Origin of the sequence: Bradyrhizobium oligotrophicum S58, assembly GCF_000344805.1 — a bacterium.
Taxonomy (GTDB): domain Bacteria; phylum Pseudomonadota; class Alphaproteobacteria; order Rhizobiales; family Xanthobacteraceae; genus Bradyrhizobium; species Bradyrhizobium oligotrophicum.
The window spans coordinates 1,395,553-1,416,829 of record NC_020453.1; the positions used below are offsets into that span (position 1 = coordinate 1,395,553).

Genomic DNA, 21,277 nt, shown 5'->3' on the forward strand with positions numbered 1-21,277 from the left:
TCGGCGCAATCCCCGTCCTCTGCGCGGAACTGGAGCTGAAACCGGCGGACATGCGCGGCGTAGTTAGTCCCGTGGCTTATATTTAGCGGGAACGCCCGGGCTTTGTCATGACCATCGTTGAATATCTGCAGGCGCTGCTCGCGCTGGGGCTGGCGCTCTCCCTGCTCATGACCATGGCCTGGCTGGTGCAGCAGCGTACCGGGAATTCCGGCTGGGTCGACACGATCTGGACATTTTCGGTCGGGCTGGTCGGGGCCGCCGGCGCGATCTGGCCGGTCGGAGGCTCGGCCCCCAGCACACGCCAATGGCTGGTCGCCGTGCTAGTGGCCGTGTGGTCGCTGCGGCTGGGGAGCCACGTCGCGATGCGCAGCCGCGGCATTGCCGACGATCCACGCTACGCCGAATTCGCCAAACAGTGGGGCGCGGCCGCACCGCGGCGCATGTTCCTGTTCCTGCAGCAGCAGGCCTGGGGCTCGGTCCCGCTGGTCTTTGCGATGTTCGTCGCCGCCCACGCCCCCGCGCCCGAGCTGCGCCTGCAGGACTATCTCGGTGTCCTCGTGCTGTTGCTCGGCATCGCGGGCGAGGGGCTCGCCGATGCCCAGCTGAAGGCCTTCCGCGCCGATCCGGCCAACAAGGGCAAGGTCTGCGATCACGGGCTGTGGCGCTGGTCGCGTCATCCGAACTACTTCTTCGAGTGGGTATGCTGGCTATCCTATCCCGTCATCGCGCTGTCATTTGACAACCCCTGGGGCCTCGCCAGCCTGCTCGCGCCATTGCTGATGTACTGGTTTCTGGTGCACGTCACCGGCATTCCGCCGCTGGAGCAGCAGATGCTGCGCTCGCGCGGCGACCGCTACCGGGCCTATCAGGCCCGCACCAGCGCGTTCTTTCCGCTGCCGCCGCGCGATGGAGCCACAGCATGAGCTTCATCCCGTCCATCATCGGTGCCGTGGGCGCGTGCTCGTCCGCAGTCGTCGCACCCGGCTCCTAACTGTTCGACTGCAACGATCGCGAGGACCGGCATCTGCGGCCCGCGAACTAATTTGTTCGCCGCGGCGGGATGCCGCAGGATTCGGCACCGCACGCGCGTTTCGCAGTGCGGAACCAGTGGAACTTCCTTCGCCACAAAGCGCTCACAATTGAGTGAGTCGCCAAAAGCTGAGATCGATCAGGCGTGTAGCTCGTGTGACATCAAGCCGCCCGGCGCGCGCGTTGCGCCGCAGCACCAGCTTTCTATGTTGCAGACAACGTTCGCCAGAATGGCGCCATGGCCGGACCATCCGGTCGACTGCTTTTCATCATCATCGAGGGGGCTCCTCCACCCATGTCTCGTTTTCGCGCGTCGCTGGTCAGCAGTGCATTGTTGCTCGCGGCCGCCGCGCCTTTGCTGGCCGGCTGTAATGAAGCAACCCAGGCTCAGGCGTCTGCCAATGAGCAGGTCGCCGTTCCCGACGTGGGGATCGTGACCGTCGAGCAGAAGTCCCGGGCGATCGTCCGCGAGCTGCCAGGACGCATCGCACCGACCCGCGTCTCAGACGTCAGGCCGCGGGTGTCCGGCATCATCGTCGGGCGGCTGTTCCGCCAGGGCAGCGAGGTCAAGGCCGGCGATCCGCTCTACCGGATCGATCCGAAGCCGTTCGAGGTCGAGATCATGTCGAGCCGGGCCGCGCTCGCCAAGGCAGAGGCCGTGCACGAGCGCGCCGTGCAGCAGGCGCAGCGCATCGCGCAACTGTTCAAGGAGCGCGCTGCGCCGGCCGTCGAGAACGAGAAGGCGATCTCGGCAGAGCGCGAGGCTGCGGCCGACATCGAGGCCCGCAAGGCCGATCTGGCGCGTGCCCAGCTCAATCTCGACTACGCGACCGTGCGTGCGCCGATCGACGGCATCGTCGGTGCGGCCCAGGTCAGCGAGGGCGCCATCGCGGTCCAGAACGAAACGTCGCTGGTGACGATCCAGCAGCTCGACCCGATCTATGCCGACTTCACCCAGTCGGTGAGCGAGCTCAACCGCCTGCGCCGCGCGTTCGAGTCCGGCGACCTCGACCAGATCGCGCCGGATGCGATCAAGGTCCGCCTCGTGCTCGACGACGGCACGCCGTATTCGATCCCGGGCAAGCTGCTGTTCTCCGACGCCAAGGTCGATGCCGCCACCGGGCAGGTGACGCTGCGCGGTGAGTTCGCCAATCCCAAGCGCGAGCTGTTGCCGGGCATGTATGTGCGCGTCCGCCTCGAGCAGGGGATCGACAGCGACTCCGTCGCGGTGCCGCAGCAGGCGGTCCAGCGCACCGCGGCTGGAGGCTCCGAGGTCTATGTCATCCGCGACGACAATCGCGCGATCTCCAGGCCGATCCGCACCGGCCCGATCCAGGATGGTCTCGTGCTGATCACCGACGGCCTGCGCGCCGGCGACAAGGTCGTGGTCGACGGCTTCCAGAAATTCGCTGCCGGCGACAAGGTCGCGCCGCAGGCCTGGACCGAGGTCAGCGCAGCCGCCCAGATCGAACCCAGATCCGCGTCCCGGTAACGCCAGATGCCGAGCTTCTTCATCGACAGGCCGATCTTCGCCTGGGTCGTCGCGCTGTTCATCTGTCTGATCGGCGCGATCTCGATTCCCCTGCTGGCGGTGGCGCAATATCCGATCATCGCGCCACCCTCGATCTCGATCTCCACCAGCTATCCCGGCGCGTCGCCGGAGAACCTCTACAACAGCGTGACGCGGCTGATCGAGGAGGAGCTCAACGGCGCCTCCGGCATCCTCAACTTCGAATCGACCAGCGACTCGCTCGGCCAGGTCGAGATCACCGCGAACTTCGTGCCCGGCACGTCGACCAACGATGCCTCGGTCGAGGTGCAGAACCGCCTCAAGCGCGTCGAGGCGCGGCTGCCGCGGGCGGTGATCCAGCAGGGCATCCTGGTCGAGGAAGCTTCCGCCGCGGTGCTGCAGATCATCACCCTGCAATCGACCGATGGCAGCCTCGACGAGATCGGCCTCGGCGACTTCATGATCCGCAACGTGCTCGGCGAGATCCGGCGTATCCCCGGCGTCGGCCGCGCCACCTTGTATTCGACCGAGCGCTCGCTGCGCGTCTGGCTCGACCCGGACAAGCTGATCGGCTACGGCCTCACCGCCGATGACGTCACCAAGGCGATCGGCGCGCAGAACGCGCAGGTCGCTTCGGGCAGCATCGGCGCCGAGCCCGCGACGACCTCGCAGCGCACCTCGGCGCTGGTGCTGGTCAAGGGCCAGCTCGACTCTCCGGATGAGTTCGGCTCGATCATCCTGCGCGCCAATGCGGATGGCTCGACGGTGCGGCTTCACGACGTCGCCCGCATCGAGATCGGCGGCTTGAGCTATCAGTTCAATACCCGTCTCAACGGCAAGCCGACGGCGGGCCTCTCCGTGCTGCTGTCGCCGACCGGCAATGCATTGGCGACCGCGGGCGCGGTCGAAGCCAAGATGAAGGAGCTGTCGCGCTTCTTCCCGTCCAACATCACCTACGAGATTCCCTACGACATCACCCCGGTGGTGAAGGCCTCGATCAAGCGCGTGCTGATGACGCTGGTCGAAGCCGTCGTGCTGGTGTTCGTGGTGATGTTCCTGTTCCTGCAGAACATCCGCTACACCATCATCCCGACCATCGTCGTTCCCGTCGCGCTGCTCGGCACCTGCGCGACCTTGATGCTGGTCGGCTACTCCATCAACATGCTGACGATGTTCGGCATGGTGCTCGCGGTCGGCATCCTCGTCGACGACGCCATCGTCGTGGTCGAGAACGTCGAGCGCATCATGGCGGAGGAGGGACTGTCGCCGAAGCAGGCCACCCGCAAGGCGATGAGCCAGATCACCGGCGCCATCATCGGCATCACCCTGGTGCTGATGGCGGTGTTCGTGCCGATGGCGTTCTTCCCCGGCTCGGTCGGCATCATCTACCGGCAGTTCTCGGTCACCATGGTCGCCGCGATCGGCTTCTCGGCGCTGCTGGCGCTGTCGTTGACGCCGGCGCTATGCGCCACGCTCTTGAAGCCGGTCGAGGCCGGCCACGGCCACGCCAAGACGGGCGTGTTCGGCTGGTTCAACCGCTTCATGGATGGCAGCCGCAACCGCTATGTCGGCATGGTGCGCGGCGGTCTGCGGCGCACCGGCCGGCTGATGCTGATCTACGCGATCTTGCTGGGCGGACTGGGCTTCGCCTTCGTCCAGTTGCCCGGCGGCTTCCTGCCGGTCGACGACCAGGGCTTCATCACCACCGACGTCCAGACCCCGGCTGATTCCTCCTACGCGCGGACCCAAGCCGCGGTGGAGGCGGTCGAGAAATATCTCGCGAAGCGCGCTGGGATCGAGGACGTCACCTTCCTCACCGGCTTCAGCTATGCCGGCCAGGGCGTCAACACCGCGCAGGCCTTCATCTCGCTGAAGGACTGGTCGGAGCGCGGCAAGAAGGACAGCGCGGCGGCGCTGGTCGCCGACATCAATCGCGACCTCGCCGGCCTGCGCGATGCCAAGATCACCGCGCTGCAGCCGCCGCCGATCGACAATCTCGGCAACTCCTCGGGCTTCAGCTTCCGCCTGCAGGACCGCGGCCAGAAGGGCTATGCCGCGCTGACCGCCGCCGCTGATCAGCTGATCGCGGAGGCCAATGCCAGCCCCGTGCTGCAGAAGGTCTATATCGAAGGCCTGCCGCAGGGACCGCAGGTCAATCTGATGATCGACCGCGAGAAGGCCGGCGCCTTCGGCGTCACCTTCGAGGACATCAACAATACGATCTCGACCAATCTCGGCTCGATCTACGTCAACGACTTCCCGAACCGCGGCCGCATGCAGCGCGTCGTGGTGCAGGCCGACCGCATCAGCCGCATGAACGCGGACGACATCCTCAACTACAGCGTCAAGAACGCGAGGGGGCAGCTGGTGCCGTTCTCGTCGTTCGCGACCATCCAGTGGGCCAAGGGACCGACCCAGATCGCCGGCTTCAACTACTATCCGGCGATCCGCATCTCGGGCGAAGCCAAGCCGGGCTACACCTCGGGCGATGCGCTCAAGGAGATGGAGCGCCTGGCCGGCAAGCTGCCGCGCGGCTTCGGCTATGAATGGACGGGACAGTCGCTGCAGGAGAAGCTGTCGGGCTCGCAGGCACCGCTGCTGCTCGGGCTGTCGGCGCTGGTCGTGTTCCTGTGTCTCGCCGCGCTGTATGAGAGCTGGACCATCCCGCTCGCGGTGCTGCTGACGGTGCCGCTCGGCATCCTCGGCGCCGTGGTCGCGGCCAATCTGCGCGGACTGTCGAACGACGTCTACTTCACGGTCGCGCTGATCACCATCATTGGCCTCGCCGCCAAGGACGCGATCCTGATCATCGAGTTCGCCAAGGATCTGCGCGCCCATGGCAAGCCGCTGGTCGAGGCGACGATCGAGGCCTGCTCGCTGCGCTTCCGGCCGATCATCATGACCGGCCTCGCCTTCGTCTGCGGCGTGCTGCCGATGTCGATGGCCACGGGCGCCGGCGGAGCCAGCCAGCAGGCGCTCGGCACTAACGTGATGGGCGGCATGATCGCGGTCGTGATCCTGGCGCTCTTGATGGTGCCGGTGTTCTTCGTCTCGGTGCAGCGCGTGCTCGCGGGAGATCGGGAGAAGGCGGAGCCCGCGGCCGAGCATAAGGCGTACGGACCTCCGGCGCCGGTGAAGCTGTGATGTTTTTTGCTGGGCACCGTCGAGCCGCGAACGCGGTGCTCACCTCTCCCCGCTTGCGGGGGCGCGACGAGCTTCGCTCGCGCTGAGAGGTCGGATTGCATCGTCAGATGCAATCCGGGTGAGGGAGGACTGGTCTCTCCACAAACATTCCCCGCGCGGTTGCCCCTCACCCCAACCCTCTCCCCGTGAAGAACGGGGAGAGGGAGCACACCGGTTGCCTTGCGACATCTCGAGTCACAACGACCTGTCGCTGCTTCGTTCGTTCTACGACCGTGCGGTCCGCCTCTGGAGTTCCAAGCCCTGCGCGTGTATGCTCCGCCACCACGTGACGGTAACCGCATGTCGATGTTTTCCCGCAAATCTGCTCTCGCGTTCGTGCTTGTCGCACTCTGCCTCGGCGCTCCCGCAGCCCACGCCCAATCGGGCCCCGTCAAATATTGGCTTCCGGGCTGGCCGGTCGGCTTCAGCGATTCCGGCAGCCTCGACTCCTACGGCAACTTTCCGAGTTTCACCGGCAACGGCAGCGACAGCGGCTTCTTTGCGCGGCGCTACAGCGTGGCGAACAACTGGTCGAGCCTTTCCGGAGTCGGCCTGAGCCAGAATATCGTCAACCGCTACGGCTCGCTCGGCACCTACACCACCGAAGGCGCGCAATACGGCTACACCTTCAAGAGCGGCGTCAGCTTCTACGGCGGCTTCGACACGCTGAAATACAATCCCGGTCTCGGCGGTCCGTTCGCGACGTTCGACGGGCGCTCGACCTCGACGCCCGCTTACGCGATCAATGGCGGCGTCGAGTTCAAGCCATCCTCCAACGTCAGCCTGTCGCTCGGCTTCAGCTACGCCGGCCAGTCGTCGGACCGTGTCGACAGCGACATCAATTCCCCGGCCCTGCCGGGCGCAACGCCGCAGGCGTTCACCAGCGGGCGCCGGTAGCTTGCAGGCGGGTTGATAAGGACGGCGCTGCCAAACTCCATCCCCGCTGTCGTCCCGGACAAGCGCGCGTACGCGCGCGCAGATCCGGGACCCAGGGAGATGTTTGAAGCACGCTGGCCGTCGATCTCGCTAGCCACATGCGCCGGTGGCTATGGGTCCCGGCTCAAGGCCGGGACGACACCGAATTTGAGGCGAGTGTCGCGGCCACGTCGTTCTGCTAAGGCAAACTGCGACGTCAATGATCGAATTACGACGCCGCTTTGAGCACCTTCACCAGCTCGCGGTGGATGACCTCGTTGCCGCAGATGACGTGGCCCGTGGTCAGCGCGTCTTCCTTGCCGTCGATGCCGGAGACGGTGCCGCCGGCCTCGCGCACCATGATCAGGCCGGCTGCGATGTCCCACGGCTGCAGATCGCGCTCCCAATAGGCGTCGAAGCGGCCGGCGGCGACGAAGGCGAGATCGAGCGAGGCGGCGCCGAAGCGGCGCAGACCCGCGACCTTGACCTGCAGCGAGGTCATCTCGCGCAGGAACAGCTGGTGATCGCCGCGGCCGATATGCGGCAGGCCGCAGGCGATGACGCATTCGTGGAGCTGACGGCGCGCGGCGACGCGCAGCCGCTGGTCGTTGAGGAACGCGCCCTTGCCGCGCTCGGCGATGTAGAGCTCGTCATTCGCCGGGTTGTAGATGACGCCGGCGATGATCGTGTCCTCGCGCTGGAGCGCGATCGAGATCGCGAATTGCGGGATGCCGTGCAGGAAATTGGTAGTGCCGTCGAGCGGGTCGACGATCCAGGTGTGCGACTTGTCGCTGCCTTCGCGCTTGCCGCCTTCCTCGCCGATGAAGCCATAGCCGGGGCGGGCCTTGGAGAGATCCTCGTAGAGCATCTCCTCCGCCTTCTTGTCGGCGCGCGAGACGAAGTTCGCAGGTCCCTTCAGCGACACCTGAAGGTGCTCGATCTCGCCGAGATCGCGCTTGAGGTTGCGGCCGGCGCGGCGCGCGGCCTTGACCATGACGTTGATGAGGGCGGAATGGATCATGAGCTCGATGCGCTGGGCTGACCGCACCTTGCGGTGCGCGCCTTGCCCATACGGGGCGAGGCGATTGAAAATGGCTGGCTGTGGGTGCCCTGCCGGGGCCGCCGCGTCAAGGGCGGATCAGCCGCCGGTCGCTTGGCGGGGACTTGCAGGTCGCTTGCAAGGTCACTTGATGGTGCCGAGCCAGCGCTTGGCCGCCTGCTCGCCCTTGGCGCGGTCCTCCGGCGGCATGTCGGCGAACTTCTCGTCCAGCTTGGGGTCACCCTTGCCCGCGGTCTTGGCGACCAGGTGCCATTTGTAGCCCTCGACTTTGTCGATCGGCGCGCCGGCACCGTAATACAGCAGCCAGGCGAGCCGGTTCTGCGCGATCGGGCTGTTCTGCCGAGCCGCCCGGCGCAGCAGGGACACCGCCGCGGGCTTGTTCTCGGGCGTGCCGATGCCGTTGTAGAGTGCGATCGCGTATTCGACCTCGGCATCGACATTGTCGGCGAGCGCCGCCGCCTGCAGCAGCCGGACGGCCTTTTCCGGATCCTTCGGAACGCCGGTTCCTTCCTTGTAGAAGGTCGCCAGCGCATATTGCGCTTCCGGATTGCCGGCATCCGCCGCCATGCGCAGCAGCTCGGCCGAGCGCTTCAGGTCCTGCGGCAGGGTCTGGCCGTCGAGATAGAGCAGCGCCAGATTATAGGCGGCCTTGGGTTCGCCGAGCTTCGCGGCGGAGGCGAGCAGCTTCACCGCCTCCGGCTTGTCGACCGGGCCGCCGCGTCCCGCCAGCCGCATCATCGCCAAAGCGAACATCGCCTCGCGGTCGCCGGCCTCGGAGGCGCGCTTGTACCAGATCGCGGCCTTGTCGTAGTCGCGGCGGATGCCCATGGCGTTCTCGTAGAGCTGGCCGAGCATCGCCATCGCCTTGGGGTCGCCGGCCTGCGCCCGCGGCGAGGCCAGGTCGAAGGCGGTCTTGTACTGGCCGCGCTGATAGGCGCCGTAGACCAGGTCCGCATTGGGATCGTTGGCCGCCGGCGGGGGCGGGGGGGCTGAGGGGGCCGACGGCGGCGCTTTGGCCGGCGCCGGCTTCTTGGCGGCAACCGGCGGCGCCGGCGGCTTCGGCTTCTCGGCCGGTTTCTCCGGCGCCCTCTCGGCAGGTTTGGGCTTGTCGGCCGGCGGCTGTTGCAAGGCCGGGGGCGTCAGCGAGATCTGCGCGCGCGCGCCCGTCGCCAGCACGGCGAGCGCAGCCAGAAAACATGTGAGGCGCAGGATCGTCATCGTCCGCCGTTCAGCTCTGGACAGGCGCAGTGACTGACGCTGTCGCATGGGCGGCCTGGATTGCCGCGCCGATCTCTGCGAGCGCCGCGGCCGGCCCGCGCGCGTCGTTCCAGACGAGATCGTCGACGAGCACGAAATCGGCTCCGGCTGCGACGAAATCGGCCGCTTCCTTCAGCGAGATGGCATAGCCGATGCAGGGCGGCTCGAACAGTTCGGCCCACCAGGCCAGGCGCTCGTTGACGGCGTCCGGCGACGGCCGCCGGCCCTGCGCATCGCGCTCGCCGAACAACACGTAATCGGCGCCGAGCTCGCCCGCGCGCATCGAATCATGGCGCGTCGACAGCCCGCCGCTGCCGGCGATGCGGTCCGGCTTCAGCCCGGCCATGGCCTCCTCAAGCGCGGCGACCCCGGTCAGGTGTGCTCCGTCGGCGCCCGCGCGGGCAACGATGTCGGGGTGTCCGTCGATCAGCAGCGCCGCGCCGGTACCTTGGATCGCCGGTGCCAGCGCCTTGACCGTCGTGATCATGCTGCGCGGATCGCTGTCCTTGAGCCGCACCAGCACCGCGGCGACGTCGGCGCCGGCGAGGATCGCGGGCAGGCTGGCTGCGAGCGCCGCCGGATCGGTGACGACGGGCGTTGCCAGATAGAGGCGCGGCGCAGGCCGCGCGGATGCCGTCTTGTTCGACACTTAGGCCGCCTCTTTCTCGAGCGCTGCTGTCCACTCGCCGCGGCTCGCAAGCGCATTCATGCGGGCGCGGTGGCTGAAGGCGCGCTGGCCGGCCGGCGTGTTCGCCGCCTTGCCCGCCCACGCCTGTTGCGGCGCTGCCTGCAGGGCGCGGCCATAGGAAAACGTCAGCTTCCACGGCAGCGGCCCGAGCCTGTTCATCGCATCCAGATGCGCGGTCGCGTCCTCGTCGGACTGGCCGCCGGACAGGAAGGCGATGCCGGGCACCGCCGCGGGCACGCATTCCCTGAGCATCTGCACGGTCCTCTCGGCCACCTCCGCGACAGCGGCCTGCTCGGGACATGATTTGCCGGAGACCACCATGTTCGGCTTCAGGATCATGCCATCCAGCGCGACGCGCTGGATCCGCAATTCGTGAAAGACCTCATCGAGCACGCGGCGCGTCACCTCGAAACAGCGCTCGATATCGTGATCGCCATCCATCAGCACCTCCGGTTCGACAATCGGCACAATGTTCGCAGCCTGGCACAGCGCGGCGTAGCGGCCGAGCGCATGCGCATTGACATGAACGGCGGTCATCGAAGGGATGTTGTCCTTGTCGATAGCGATCACGGCCCGCCATTTGGCGAAGCGCGCACCTAGCGCGTAGTACGTCGTCAGCCGATCCGCAAGCCGGTCGAGGCCGATCGTGACCGTCTCGCCGGGACAGGAGGGCAGGGGCCGGGTGCCCTCGTCAACCTTGATGCCGGGGATGCAGCCGGCCCGTTCGATCAGCTTGACCAGCGGCGTGCCGTCGGCGGCGTTCTGCCTGATGGTCTCATCATAGAGGATGACGCCGGAGATATATTTCATGCCGTCGCTGCGAAACAGCATCTCGCGATAATCGCGGCGGTTCTGCTCGGTCGATTCGACCTTGATGGCATCGAAGCGCTTCTTGATCGTGCCGGTGGATTCGTCGGCGGCGAGAATGCCCTTGCCGGGTGTGACCATGGCAAGGGCCGTCGTGTTCAGTGCGGAGAGATTCATGCTTGGCTCCAGACGCACCTGCCCTGCCCATCAAAATAGACGGTTCTCGGGCGGTTGCCGAGCAAACATTGGCCGCGGGTAAGGCAGGCTCTCGGAGAGGTGAAGGAGGTCTTTCGGTGAGCACAAGGTTCGCTGATTGGAGGCAATTAGTCACCTCAGCGACGGTGCGCTCCCCTCCCCCTTGCGGGGAGGGGTCGGAGGTGGGGGTCTCCGGGCACCGACTTTGGTTTGTGCGCCTTCGACGTTCCAAACGAATTTCGATATACGCCGAGCAAAATAGTCGATCGCCTCGACTGCGGCAAAATACTTGCTCGACTGCGGTCGCTCGAAGCGCCGACCGCCGACGTGCCGTATCGAACGTGGAGTCATCACATAGAGGATGACTCGTGGACCCCCACCCCCGACCCCTCCCCGCAAGGGGGAGGGGAGCTCACTGCGGCCGCGGTCAGCTTGTCTTACGCCACCTTCGGGGCGAGCTCGCCCTTGGCGTAGCGCTTGGCCATCTCGGCTGTCGTCAGCACGCGTTTGATCTTGGACGCTTGGCCCGCGGTGTTGAACTCCTGCAGGCGCTGTTTGCACAGCTTGGCCATCGCCTCCATCGCCGGCTTCAGGTACTTGCGCGGATCGAACTCTTCCGGGTGCTCCGACAGAACTTTTCGGATCTGACCGGTCATCGCCATGCGGTTGTCGGTGTCGATGTTGATCTTGCGCACGCCGTTCTTGATGCCGCGCTGAATCTCGCTGACCGGCACGCCCCAGGTCGGCTTCATCTTGCCGCCGTAGGAATTGATGATCTCCTGCAGATCCTGCGGCACCGACGACGAGCCGTGCATCACGAGATGCGTGTTCGGCAGCTTGCGGTGGATCTCCTCGATCACGTTCATGGCGAGGATGTCGCCGTCCGGCTTGCGTGTGAATTTGTAGGCACCGTGAGACGTCCCCATTGCGATCGCGAGCGCATCGACCTGGGTCTCACGCACGAACTTCACGGCCTCGTCCGGATTGGTCAGCAGCTGATCGTGCGACAGCTTGCCCTCGGCGCCGTGGCCGTCTTCCTTGTCGCCCATGCCGGTCTCGAGCGAGCCGAGCACGCCGAGTTCGCCCTCGACCGAGATGCCGCCGAGATGCGCCATGGAGGTGACGGTCTTGGTGACCCCGACATTGTAGTCCCAATCGGCCGGGCTCTTGCCGTCGGCCTTGAGCGAGCCGTCCATCATCACCGAGGTGAAGCCGGCCTGGATCGCGGTCATGCAGGTGTCGGGTCCGTTGCCGTGGTCCAGATGCACGCACACCGGAATGTGCGGATAGATCTCGGTGACCGCATCCATCATGTGCTTGAGCATGATGTCGTTGGCGTAGGACCTGGCGCCGCGCGAGGCCTGGATGATGACCGGGGCGTCGACGGTATTCGCCGCCTCCATGATCGCCAGCGCCTGCTCCATGTTGTTGATGTTGAAGGCCGGGACGCCGTAGTCATTTTCCGCCGCGTGGTCGAGCAATTGACGCAACGTGATACGAGCCATGGCTGGAACTCCCTGGATAAGGACTGAGGACCGCGCGATTGATGACGCACGCGTCGAAACTTGCTGCACCGTGCATAACGCGCCGGTGGGCAGATTCCAAGGGTGGCGGCAACGCAGGCGAGGGGGCGGTCAGGCGATGTCGAGGGTTAGCGCGCCAGAGCTGGCTCATTTGGGCGGCGGCGCGACGACTGCAGGATCAGCTCTTCCGGGCTTCGAGAGCCGCGATCCGCTCCTCAACCTCGCTGACGCGTTCATCGAAATCGCTGGCGGCCGCACGCATCATGACCAGCATGCCTGCGGAATCGCGCCGCTGCTTGCGAATGAGGTTTTCGACGCCCTCAAACCGCGCGTCGACAGATTGCCTGAACTGTCCCATCTCCGATCGGAACGTAGCAATGCTCTCCTGAATCTTGATCAGGATCGAATGGACAGCGTCGGTCGGGTTGTCAGCCATAAATGGAACATAACAGAAACATCCATGGCCGACAAGCGCCGAAACATCAGACCTTCAGCACCTCGACACCCGGCAGCGGCTTGCCTTCCATCCATTCCAGGAAAGCGCCGCCGGCGGTCGAGACATAGGTGAAGTCCGTGGCCACGCCGGCCTGGTTGAGCGCTGCCACCGTGTCGCCGCCGCCGGCCACCGAGATCAGCTTCTTGGCCTTGGTGCGTTCGGCCGCGTGCTTGGCCGCGACCATGGTGCCGCGGTCGAACGGAGCCAGCTCGAAGGCGCCGACCGGGCCGTTCCAGACCAGCGTCGCGGCGTCGTCGATTGCGGCATGGATGCGCGCGGTCGATTGCGGGCCGACGTCGAGGATCATGCTGTCAGGTGGAATGGCGTCGAGCCCATAGGCGAACGACGGCGAATTGGCTGCGAAGTGATAGGACACGGTGGCATCGACGGGGAGGATGATGGCGCAGTTCGAGGCTTCCGCCTTCTCCATGATCCGCAGCGCCGTGGTGGCGAGGTCCTTCTCCGCCAGGGACTTGCCGATCTGCACGCCCTGCGCATGCAAAAAGGTGTTGGCCATGCCGCCGCCGATCACCAGTGCATCGACCTTGGTGACGAGGTTTTCGAGCAGATCGATCTTGGTCGAGACCTTGGCGCCGCCGACGATCGCGATCACCGGCTTGGCCGGCTTTCCGAGCGCCTTGTCGAGCGCGTCGAGCTCGGCCTGCATGGTGCGCCCGGCATAGGCCGGCAGCTTATGGCCGAGCCCCTCGGTCGAGGCATGGGCGCGGTGCGCGGCGGAGAAGGCGTCGTTGACCCAGATGTCACCGAGCTTGGCGAGCTCGGCGACGAAGGCCGGATCGTTCTTCTCTTCCTCCTTGTGGAAGCGCGTATTCTCCAGGCACAGCACGTCGCCATCCTTCATTGCGGCGATGGCGGTGGCGGCGGGCTCACCGATGCAGTCATCGGCGAAGGCGACCGGGCGCTTGATCACTTGCGACAGCGCGGCCGCGACCGGCTTCAGCGACTCCTTCGGATCGCGGCCCTTCGGCCGGCCGAAATGGGCGAGCAGAATGACCTTGCCGCCTTTGCTGGCGATTTCATTGATAGTCGGCGCGACGCGCTCCAGGCGCGTGGCATCGCTGACGTGACCGTTGTCCATGGGGACGTTGAGGTCGACGCGCAGCAGCACGCGTTTGCCCTTGGGATCGACGTCGTCGAGGGTGCGGAATTGTTTCATTGAAGCCACCGTAAAACGAGGGACTAATCAGTGGTGATTATATCCGTCGGTGTTTTCCGGCGGATCGCCTTCCTGCTTCTTGGTCACCTTCATGCCCTGGCGGAAGCCGTACACGATCAGGCTGATCAGCACGATTGCGCCGGGGATTCCGAGCCAGTTGGGAAGGGGCATGTCGCTTCCTCAGCCGTCATTCCGGGGCGGTGCGAAGCATCGAACGACGGTGCGCAATTGCGCACCGGAGAATCTCGAGATTCCGGGTTTGCCTTTGCGAGGCGCCCCCGGAATGACTGGGAGGTAGTTACAGCAGCTTGCCGATCGCGACGGCCGTGTCGGCCATGCGGTTTGAGAAGCCCCACTCGTTGTCGTACCAGGACATCACGCGCACGAGGTTGCCGTTCATGACCTTGGTCTGGTCCATGTGGAACGTCGAGGAGTGCGGATCGTGGTTGAAGTCGATCGAGACGTTCGGCGCATTGGTGTAGCCGAGCACGCCCTTGAGCTCCTGCTCGGCGGCGCGCTTCATCGCCTCGTTGATCTCCTTCGGATCGGTGTTGCGTTTGGCGACGATCTTGAGGTCGATGCACGACACGTTCGGCGTCGGCACGCGGATCGCGACGCCGTCGAGCTTGCCCTTCAGCTCGGGCAGCACCAGACCGATCGCCTTGGCGGCACCGGTCGAGGTCGGGATCATCGACATCGCCGCCGCGCGGCCGCGGTAGAGATCCTTGTGCATCGTGTCCAGCGTTGGCTGGTCGCCGGTGTAGGCGTGGATCGTGGTCATGAAGCCGGTCTCGATGCCGACCGTGTCGTTCAGCACCTTGGCGACCGGCGCCAGGCAGTTGGTCGTGCAGGAGCCGTTGGAGACGACCAGGTGATCCCTGGTCAGCGAGGTGTGGTTGACGCCGTAGACGATGGTCGCGTCGGCGCCGTCGGCCGGCGCGGACACCAGCACGCGCTTGGCGCCGGCGGTCAGATGCGCGGAGGCTTTGTCCTTGGAGGTGAAGATGCCGGTGCATTCCAGCGCGATGTCGACGCCGAGATCCTTCCAGGGCAGCTTCGACGGATCGCGCTCGGCGGTGACCTTGATCTTGCCGTGGCCGATGTCGATGCTGTCGCCGTCGACGGTCACGGTGTGGGGAAAGCGGCCATGGACGCTGTCGAAGCGCAGCAGATGGGCATTGGTCTCGACCGGACCGAGATCGTTGATGCCGACCACCTCGATGTCCTTGCGACCCGATTCCGCGATCGCGCGCAGAACATTGCGGCCGATGCGGCCAAACCCGTTGATCCCGACCCGGACTGCCATCTTCGTCTCCTTCAATGACGTTTCTCGTCCCCGTCGGCGGCCTTCCTAGAGGGCGCCACGAGGGTTTTGGAACTATGCCACCCGGTTCTGCCGGGCGAGAGCGGACGATATGGACCTTTTGGTAGACCTTTTTCCTGTCGATCTCAACCGTCTGGTGGCGATCCTGATCCAGAAGGCCTCGCTGCCGCGATCAGCGCCAGCAGCTCATCGCCGTAATGTTCGAGCTTCTTGTCGCCAATCCCTGGTATGCCACGGAGCTGTCCTGACGTAGTCGGACGCGCGGCCGCGATGCCGTCGATGGTGGCGTCGTGCAGCACCACATAAGCGGGCACGCCGCGCTTGCGCGCGATCTCCGCGCGCCACGCGCGCAGGCTGGCGAGCAGGGTGGCGTCATCAGCCGGGCCCGGCCGCGGTACCAGCTCGCCGCGCCGCGACTTGCTGCGGATGGCTCGCGCGGCGTGCGCCGTCTCCTCGCGCAGCATGACCGGGGTCTCGCCCTTCAGGACGCCGCGCGACGTTTCGGTGAACTTCAGCGCGCCATAGGCCTCGCTGTCGGGAGCAAGATGGCCCATCGCCACCAGCTGGCGCAGCGCCGCGCGCCACTGCTTCTCATTGAGCTCACGCCCGATACCGAACACTGACAATTGATCATGTCCGAACTGCTTAACGCGCTCGGTCGCGCGTCCCACCAGCACGTCGATCAGGTGCATGGCGCCGAACCGCTGCCCGGTGCGATAGGCGCAGGACAACAGCTTCTGCGCGATCACCTTGCCGTCGCGCATCTTCGGCGGTGACACGCAGTTGTCGCAATTGCCGCAATTGTCGCCCGCTGGACTCTCGCCGAAATAGCTCAAGAGCAGTTTGCGCCGGCAGCCGGCGGTCTCGGCCAGCGCCACCAGCGCGTCGAGCTTGCGGATCGACACCCGCTTGAACGCCTCCGCGCCGGTGGACTCGTCGATCATGCGGCGTTGCTGCACGATGTCCGACAGGCCATAGGCCATCCAGGCGGTCGAGGGCTTGCCGTCGCGCCCCGCGCGCCCGGTCTCCTGGTAGTAGGCCTCAATGCTCTTCGGCAGATCGAGATGGGCGACGAAGCGCACGTCCGGCTTGTCGATGCCCATGCCGAACGCGACCGTGGCTACGACTACCACGCCGTCCTCGTTGATGAAGCGGTCCTGGTTCCGGGCGCGAACGCCTGCGTCGAGCCCGGCGTGATAGGGGATCGCGGTGATGCCGGCCTCGGTCAGCGCGGCCGCGGTGTCCTCGACCTTGGCGCGCGACAGGCAGTAGACGACCCCGGCATCGCCCGGGTGGCGCTCCTTGATGAAGGCCTTGAGCTGGGCCGGTCCGTTGTTCTTGTCGACGATCTCGTAGCGGATGTTGGGACGATCGAAGCTCGCCACGAATTGCGGCGCATCAGTGAGGCTGAGCCGCTCGGCGATTTCCTTGCGGGTCAGTTCGTCGGCGGTCGCGGTCAGCGCGATACGCGGCACGTCGGGAAAGCGCTCGGCAATGACGGAGAGGCCGATATATTCAGGGCGGAAGTCGTGCCCCCATTGCGACACGCAATGCGCCTCGTCGATCGCAAACAGTGCGATATCAGCGCGCTCCAGCAGCGACAGGCAGCGCGGCGTCACCAGCCGCTCGGGCGCGACATAGAGCAAATCGAGATCGCCTGATATCAGCCGCCGCTCGACCTCGTCGGCTTCCTCGCGCGACAGCGTCGAGTTCAGGACTGCGGCGTTGACGCCGGCCTCGAGCAGGCCCGCGACCTGGTCGCGCATCAGCGCGATCAGCGGCGACACCACGATGCCGCAGCCTCTGCGCAGCAAGGCCGGCAATTGATAGCACAGCGACTTGCCGCCGCCGGTCGGCATCAGCACCAGGCAATTGCCGCCCTCGGCGACATGCCGGACCACCTTCTCCTGCGCGCCACGAAAGCCGGGCAGACCGAACACCGAATGCAGCACGGCCAGCGCGCGATCGGCCCTATCGGTCGGGGCGTTGGGAGTTGAGGGCATGGGTGTGCGGGAGCTTCCGAAAGGTCAGGCGAACGAGCGCATCAACAATCTGCGCCTGTTCTCGTATTGTCCTCTTTTTGGCGCGTCATAGTCAATGCCGCCCCTCACCCTGAGGAGCCCGCCGGAGGCGGGCGTCTCGAAGGGGGAAGGCCCGAACCCTGGCCTCATGGTTCGAGACGGCGCTTCGCGCCTCCTCACCATGAGGGTGAGATCCGAGACTGGCGATGTGGCCGCTGACCGCAGGACGATCAGCCCAGCCGCTTGACGGCCGCGTCCACCGCGGCCTCGGCGGTGATGCCGAAATGCTTGTACAGCTCCTTGGCCGGGCCGCTCTCGCCGAACGAATGCATGCCGACGAAGATGCCGTCCTGGCCGATCACGGCGTCCCAGCCCCAGCGCACCGCGGCCTCGATGGCGATCTTGACCGGCGCGTTGCCGATGATCTTGGCCTTGGTCTCGGCCGGCTGCTCCAGCAGCAGCTCCAGCGACGGCACCGAGACGACGCGCGCGGCAATGCCGCGCTCGGCGAGCTGCTTCTGCGCGGCCACCGCGATCTCGACCTCGGAGCCGGTGGCGAACAGCGACACCTTGGCCTCGCCCTGCGCTGCGACCAGCTCATAGCCGCCATGGCTGCAGGGATTGTCGGCGGGCGCGTTGGTGCGCAGTTGCGGCAGGTTCTGCCGCGTCAGCGCCAGCACGGTCGGGCCGTTGGTGCGGTTGAGCGCCAGCTCCCAGCATTCGGCGGTCTCGACCGCGTCGCACGGCCGGAACACGCGCATGTTCGGGATCGCGCGCAGCGCGGCGAGATGTTCGACCGGCTGATGCGTCGGGCCGTCCTCGCCGAGGCCGATGGAGTCGTGTGTCAGCACGTAGACGACGCCGGCGCCCATCAGCGCCGACAGGCGCATGGCGCCGCGGGCATAGTCGGAGAACACCAGGAAGGTGGCGCCGTTCGGTGCGAAGCCGCCATGCAGGAAGATGCCGTTCATCGCCGCCGCCATGCCGTGCTCGCGGATGCCGTAATGGATGAAGCGGCCCTTCGGCGTCTTGGCCGAGAACGAAGTGGCCGACTTCGCCTTGTTGTTGTTGGAGCCGGTGAGGTCGGCGGAGCCTGCGACGAACTCGAACGGCATCGCCGCGGCAATCACCTCGATCGCGGCCTCCGACGATTTGCGGGTGGCGACGTTGAGCGGGCTCTCCAGCAGCGCCTTCTTGTGGTCCTTCAGTGCCTTTGCCAGCGCCGGCGGGCGCTCGTGGCGCAGCCGGCGCTCGAAATCCGCACGCTTGCGCGGGCCCATCTCGCCGAGCCGCGTCTCCCATTCGGTCCGCGCCGGGGCGCCGCGGCGGCCGGCCTCGCGCCAGGCTGCGAGCACGTCGTCGGGCACCGAGAAGGCTTCCTGCGAAATGCCGAGCTTCTCCTTGGCGCCCTTCAATTCCTCGGCCCCGAGCGCCTCGCCATGCACCTTCGAGGTGCCGGCCTTGGTCGGCGCACCATAGCCGATCGTGGTCTTGCAGGCGATCAGGCTCGGCTTGGAGGATTTCTGCGCTCGGGTGATCGCCGCCGCAATCGCCTCGGGGTCATGGCCGTCGATCAGCTCGGCCGCCCAGCCGCACGCCTTGAAGCGCTTCACCTGGTCGACCGAATCGGCGATCGACAGCGGGCCGTCGATCGAGATGCCGTTGTCGTCCCACAGCACGATCAGCTTGTTGAGCTTCCAGTGCCCGGCCATCGCGATCGCTTCCTGGGAGATGCCCTCCATCAGGTCGCCGTCCGAGGCCAGCACGTAGGTGTGATGATCGACGGTCTTCTTGCCGTATTCGGCCTGCAGCATCTTTTCGGCGAGCGCCATGCCAACCGCGGTCGAGATGCCCTGGCCGAGCGGGCCGGTCGTGGTCTCGATTCCCTTGGTACGGAAATTTTCCGGATGCCCCGGGGTCAGCGAATCGACCTGGCGGAAGCGCTTGATCTGGTCGAGCGTCATCACCTCGTTGCCGGTCAGATACAGCAGCGCGTAGAGCAGCATCGAGCCGTGTCCCGCCGACAGCACGAAGCGGTCGCGGTCCGGCCAGGCGGGCGCTGCAGCATCATATTTCAGGAAGCGGGTGAACAGCACGGTGGCGACGTCGGCGGCGCCCATCGGCAGGCCGGGATGGCCCGATTTGGCCTTCTCGACGGCATCCATTGCGAGCGCGCGGATGGCATTGGCCATGCGGGAATGATCGACCTGCGTCATGCTGGAATCCGTCCAAACGTGAAATGCTGATGACAGGGGAGCCGCCGGTATTGCTGGCGGGCCGGGATTTTGCGGGCTGATTAGCACCTCGGTTCCGGGAATCAAAGGCAATGCAACGCCCTTTGCGTCCCAAAAGTTGCTTAGTAGTGCATAGTTTCGGCCGAGCGTTGCGCTTGGCTCGCCCAGCACGTAAGATTTTGCCTGTAAACGCTTGCCGGACAGCGGCTTTTGTCGCTATCCCCGCGGTCCAAAGGCCTCGCATCCGTGCCATGAACGATCACCCTGCCAATCTTGCCGGCCAGGTGGAACCCGGCGCCGCCGATCTGGAGGCGGCGACGCGGCGACTCATGACGGCATTGGACGCGCTGGAGAGCGCCGTCGAACGGCGGCGCGAGGCCGATCGCGACGAGGACGAGCTGGCGACGCGCATCCAGGCGCTCGGTGCCGACCGTTCGCGGCTCGCCGACGAGCTCGACGGCTCGCTGATGAAATCGCGCCGGCTCGAGCGCACCAATCGCGAGATCGCCGAACGCCTGGACAGCGCGATCGGCACCATCCGCGCGGTGCTCAATGGCGGCGACGCGCCAGCCGATGCGCATGGCGATGAGCAAGACGACGAGGATGACGAATGAGCCACATCAACGTCACCATCAACGGCCGCCAATATCGCATGGCGTGCGAGGAAGGGCAGGAGCTTCGGCTGCTGAAGCTCGCCGAGAGCCTGGAGACGCGCATCACCAATCTGCGCGGCAAGTTCGGCGAGATCGGCGACGCAAGGCTCACCGTGATGGCCGCGCTCACCGTCTGTGACGAACTGATCGACGCCAATCAGCGCGTCCAGGCGCTGGAGCAGGAGCTCGAAGGCCTGCGCAACGTGCGCAACCAGTCCACCGACCGCGCCCGCGCCACGCAGGTCGCGGTCGCCAAAGCCCTCAACGCCGCCGCCGAACGCATCGAGCGCACGACGCAGGTGCTGAACCGCACGATCGGTGGTGGCGTCGCGATCGGGTGAGGGCGTGACGCGTACTAATAGGTGCCAGGTCCGATAGCCTTGTTAGTTGCGCCGTCATTGCGAGCGCAGCGAAGCAATCCAGACTTACTTCTGTCACTCTGGATTGCTTCGCTGCGCTCGCAATGACGAATCGGCATCGCACGACCTGCCGTAGGGTGGGCAAAGGCGCGCTCGCGATGCTGCTGCGTCATATGCCGATGTCTCGCGCGACGTGCCCACCGCTCTCACGCGTGGTGCCAATGGTGGGCACGGCGCGCCGAGCAATGGTGCAAGCCGCACCAGCGCCTGCGCGCGCCTTTGCCCACCCTACGCGTTCTCGCTCACAGCTGCGCCTCGATCGCGGCCTTGTCGATCACCGACCATACCTCTGCAATCCTGCCGTCGCGGAATTCGTAGAACACGTTCTCGGTGAAGGCGACGCGCCGGCCATTGATGGCGAGCCCGAGAAACGTACCCCTGGGGCGACAGTCGAATTCCAGCCGGCTCGCGACGTAGGGCGGGTCTGACAGCAGCAGGCGGATGTCGAAGCAAAGATCGGGAATGTCGGCGAAGTTGCCCACCAGCATGTCGCGATAGCCGGAGAGCCCGAACCGTCGGCCGTTGTGGACGACATGCTCGTGCACGAAATTGCCGAGCCGCGGCCAGTCCTGCGCATTCAGGCAGGCGATGTAGGCGCGATAGATCTCGGCGAGTTCGGGTGCGGTCATGGGCGGTCGTTGTTCGAACATGGTGACCCGTACAACCGATGGCCGCGCACGATGGTTCCGAGCACATGCTCCACGGCGGCGATAGGTAAGCGTTGGCACGGCGCCCAGCGCAAATAATGAACGTGGAAATGGCGCCACGCACGGCTTTGCCCGCAAT

General features: G+C 65.9%; 18 protein-coding genes. 6 read left to right on the forward strand and 12 right to left on the reverse strand.

What is annotated here, in order from left to right; genetic code table 11:
- Positions 1–107 precede the first annotated feature (107 nt).
- From S58_RS06015 to S58_RS06030, 4 genes are all read left to right on the forward strand, one after another.
- Positions 108–923, forward strand: coding sequence for a DUF1295 domain-containing protein (locus tag S58_RS06015; protein ID WP_015664362.1), 816 nt, complete (start codon positions 108–110; stop codon positions 921–923).
- Positions 924–1,324: 401 nt separating this feature from the next.
- Entirely contained in the window at positions 1,325–2,521 is a 1,197-nt protein-coding gene (locus S58_RS06020) for an efflux RND transporter periplasmic adaptor subunit (protein ID WP_015664363.1), read from the forward strand.
- A gap of 6 nt (positions 2,522–2,527) precedes the next feature.
- A complete protein-coding gene (locus S58_RS06025) occupies positions 2,528–5,683 on the forward strand; it encodes a multidrug efflux RND transporter permease subunit (protein WP_015664364.1) in 3,156 nt (1,051 codons plus the stop codon).
- Positions 5,684–6,022: 339 nt separating this feature from the next.
- Positions 6,023–6,619, forward strand: coding sequence for an outer membrane protein (locus tag S58_RS06030; protein WP_015664365.1), 597 nt, complete (start codon positions 6,023–6,025; stop codon positions 6,617–6,619).
- 247 nt (positions 6,620–6,866) lie between these two features.
- Here S58_RS06030 and S58_RS06035 read toward each other — a convergent pair whose 3' ends face one another.
- The 11 genes from S58_RS06035 to tkt form a co-directional block, all read right to left on the reverse strand.
- Complete coding sequence (locus S58_RS06035) at positions 6,867–7,658, reverse strand: inositol monophosphatase family protein (protein WP_015664366.1); 792 nt, start codon at positions 7,656–7,658, stop codon at positions 6,867–6,869.
- Positions 7,659–7,820: 162 nt separating this feature from the next.
- On the reverse strand, positions 7,821–8,915 hold the full coding sequence (locus S58_RS06040; RefSeq protein WP_015664367.1) for a tetratricopeptide repeat protein: 1,095 nt from the start codon (positions 8,913–8,915) through the stop codon (positions 7,821–7,823).
- A 10-nt stretch (positions 8,916–8,925) separates the two neighbouring features.
- Positions 8,926–9,603, reverse strand: coding sequence for a thiamine phosphate synthase (locus S58_RS06045; RefSeq protein ID WP_015664368.1), 678 nt, complete (start codon positions 9,601–9,603; stop codon positions 8,926–8,928).
- A complete protein-coding gene (locus tag S58_RS06050) occupies positions 9,604–10,626 on the reverse strand; it encodes a class I fructose-bisphosphate aldolase (protein ID WP_015664369.1) in 1,023 nt (340 codons plus the stop codon). It abuts the gene before it with no gap.
- 455 nt (positions 10,627–11,081) lie between these two features.
- Positions 11,082–12,149 carry a class II fructose-bisphosphate aldolase gene (gene fba, locus S58_RS06055; protein ID WP_015664370.1) on the reverse strand — a complete coding sequence of 356 codons (1,068 nt, stop codon included), beginning with the start codon at positions 12,147–12,149 and terminating at the stop codon, positions 11,082–11,084.
- 196 nt (positions 12,150–12,345) lie between these two features.
- On the reverse strand, positions 12,346–12,525 hold the full coding sequence (locus S58_RS06060) for a hypothetical protein (RefSeq protein ID WP_244440716.1): 180 nt from the start codon (positions 12,523–12,525) through the stop codon (positions 12,346–12,348).
- 124 nt (positions 12,526–12,649) lie between these two features.
- Positions 12,650–13,840 (reverse strand): phosphoglycerate kinase, encoded by a 1,191-nt coding sequence (locus S58_RS06065; protein WP_015664372.1) that lies wholly within the window; start codon positions 13,838–13,840, stop codon positions 12,650–12,652.
- A 27-nt stretch (positions 13,841–13,867) separates the two neighbouring features.
- Complete coding sequence (locus S58_RS38360; protein WP_015664373.1) at positions 13,868–14,011, reverse strand: hypothetical protein; 144 nt, start codon at positions 14,009–14,011, stop codon at positions 13,868–13,870.
- A gap of 127 nt (positions 14,012–14,138) precedes the next feature.
- Positions 14,139–15,146, reverse strand: a complete 1,008-nt coding sequence (gene gap, locus S58_RS06070; RefSeq protein ID WP_015664374.1) for a type I glyceraldehyde-3-phosphate dehydrogenase — start codon at positions 15,144–15,146, stop codon at positions 14,139–14,141.
- Positions 15,147–15,289: 143 nt separating this feature from the next.
- Positions 15,290–17,167: a DNA helicase RecQ gene (recQ, locus tag S58_RS06075; protein ID WP_015664375.1), complete on the reverse strand. Its 1,878-nt coding sequence runs from the start codon at positions 17,165–17,167 to the stop codon at positions 15,290–15,292.
- A gap of 248 nt (positions 17,168–17,415) precedes the next feature.
- Positions 17,416–19,401: a transketolase gene (tkt, locus tag S58_RS06080; RefSeq protein ID WP_015664376.1), complete on the reverse strand. Its 1,986-nt coding sequence runs from the start codon at positions 19,399–19,401 to the stop codon at positions 17,416–17,418.
- Positions 19,402–19,670: 269 nt separating this feature from the next.
- Here tkt and S58_RS06085 point away from each other — a divergent pair, with 269 nt between their 5' ends.
- Both S58_RS06085 and S58_RS06090 read left to right on the forward strand, forming a co-directional pair.
- Positions 19,671–20,033: a DUF4164 domain-containing protein gene (locus S58_RS06085; RefSeq protein ID WP_015664377.1), complete on the forward strand. Its 363-nt coding sequence runs from the start codon at positions 19,671–19,673 to the stop codon at positions 20,031–20,033.
- Positions 20,030–20,413: a cell division protein ZapA gene (locus tag S58_RS06090; protein ID WP_015664378.1), complete on the forward strand. Its 384-nt coding sequence runs from the start codon at positions 20,030–20,032 to the stop codon at positions 20,411–20,413. The genes S58_RS06085 and S58_RS06090 overlap by 4 nt, the downstream gene beginning before the upstream one ends.
- A 320-nt stretch (positions 20,414–20,733) precedes the next feature.
- Here the strand turns inward: S58_RS06090 and S58_RS06095 are convergent, their stop codons facing one another.
- Positions 20,734–21,120, reverse strand: a complete 387-nt coding sequence (locus S58_RS06095; protein ID WP_015664379.1) for an ester cyclase — start codon at positions 21,118–21,120, stop codon at positions 20,734–20,736.
- Between the last annotated feature and the right edge of the window lie 157 nt (positions 21,121–21,277).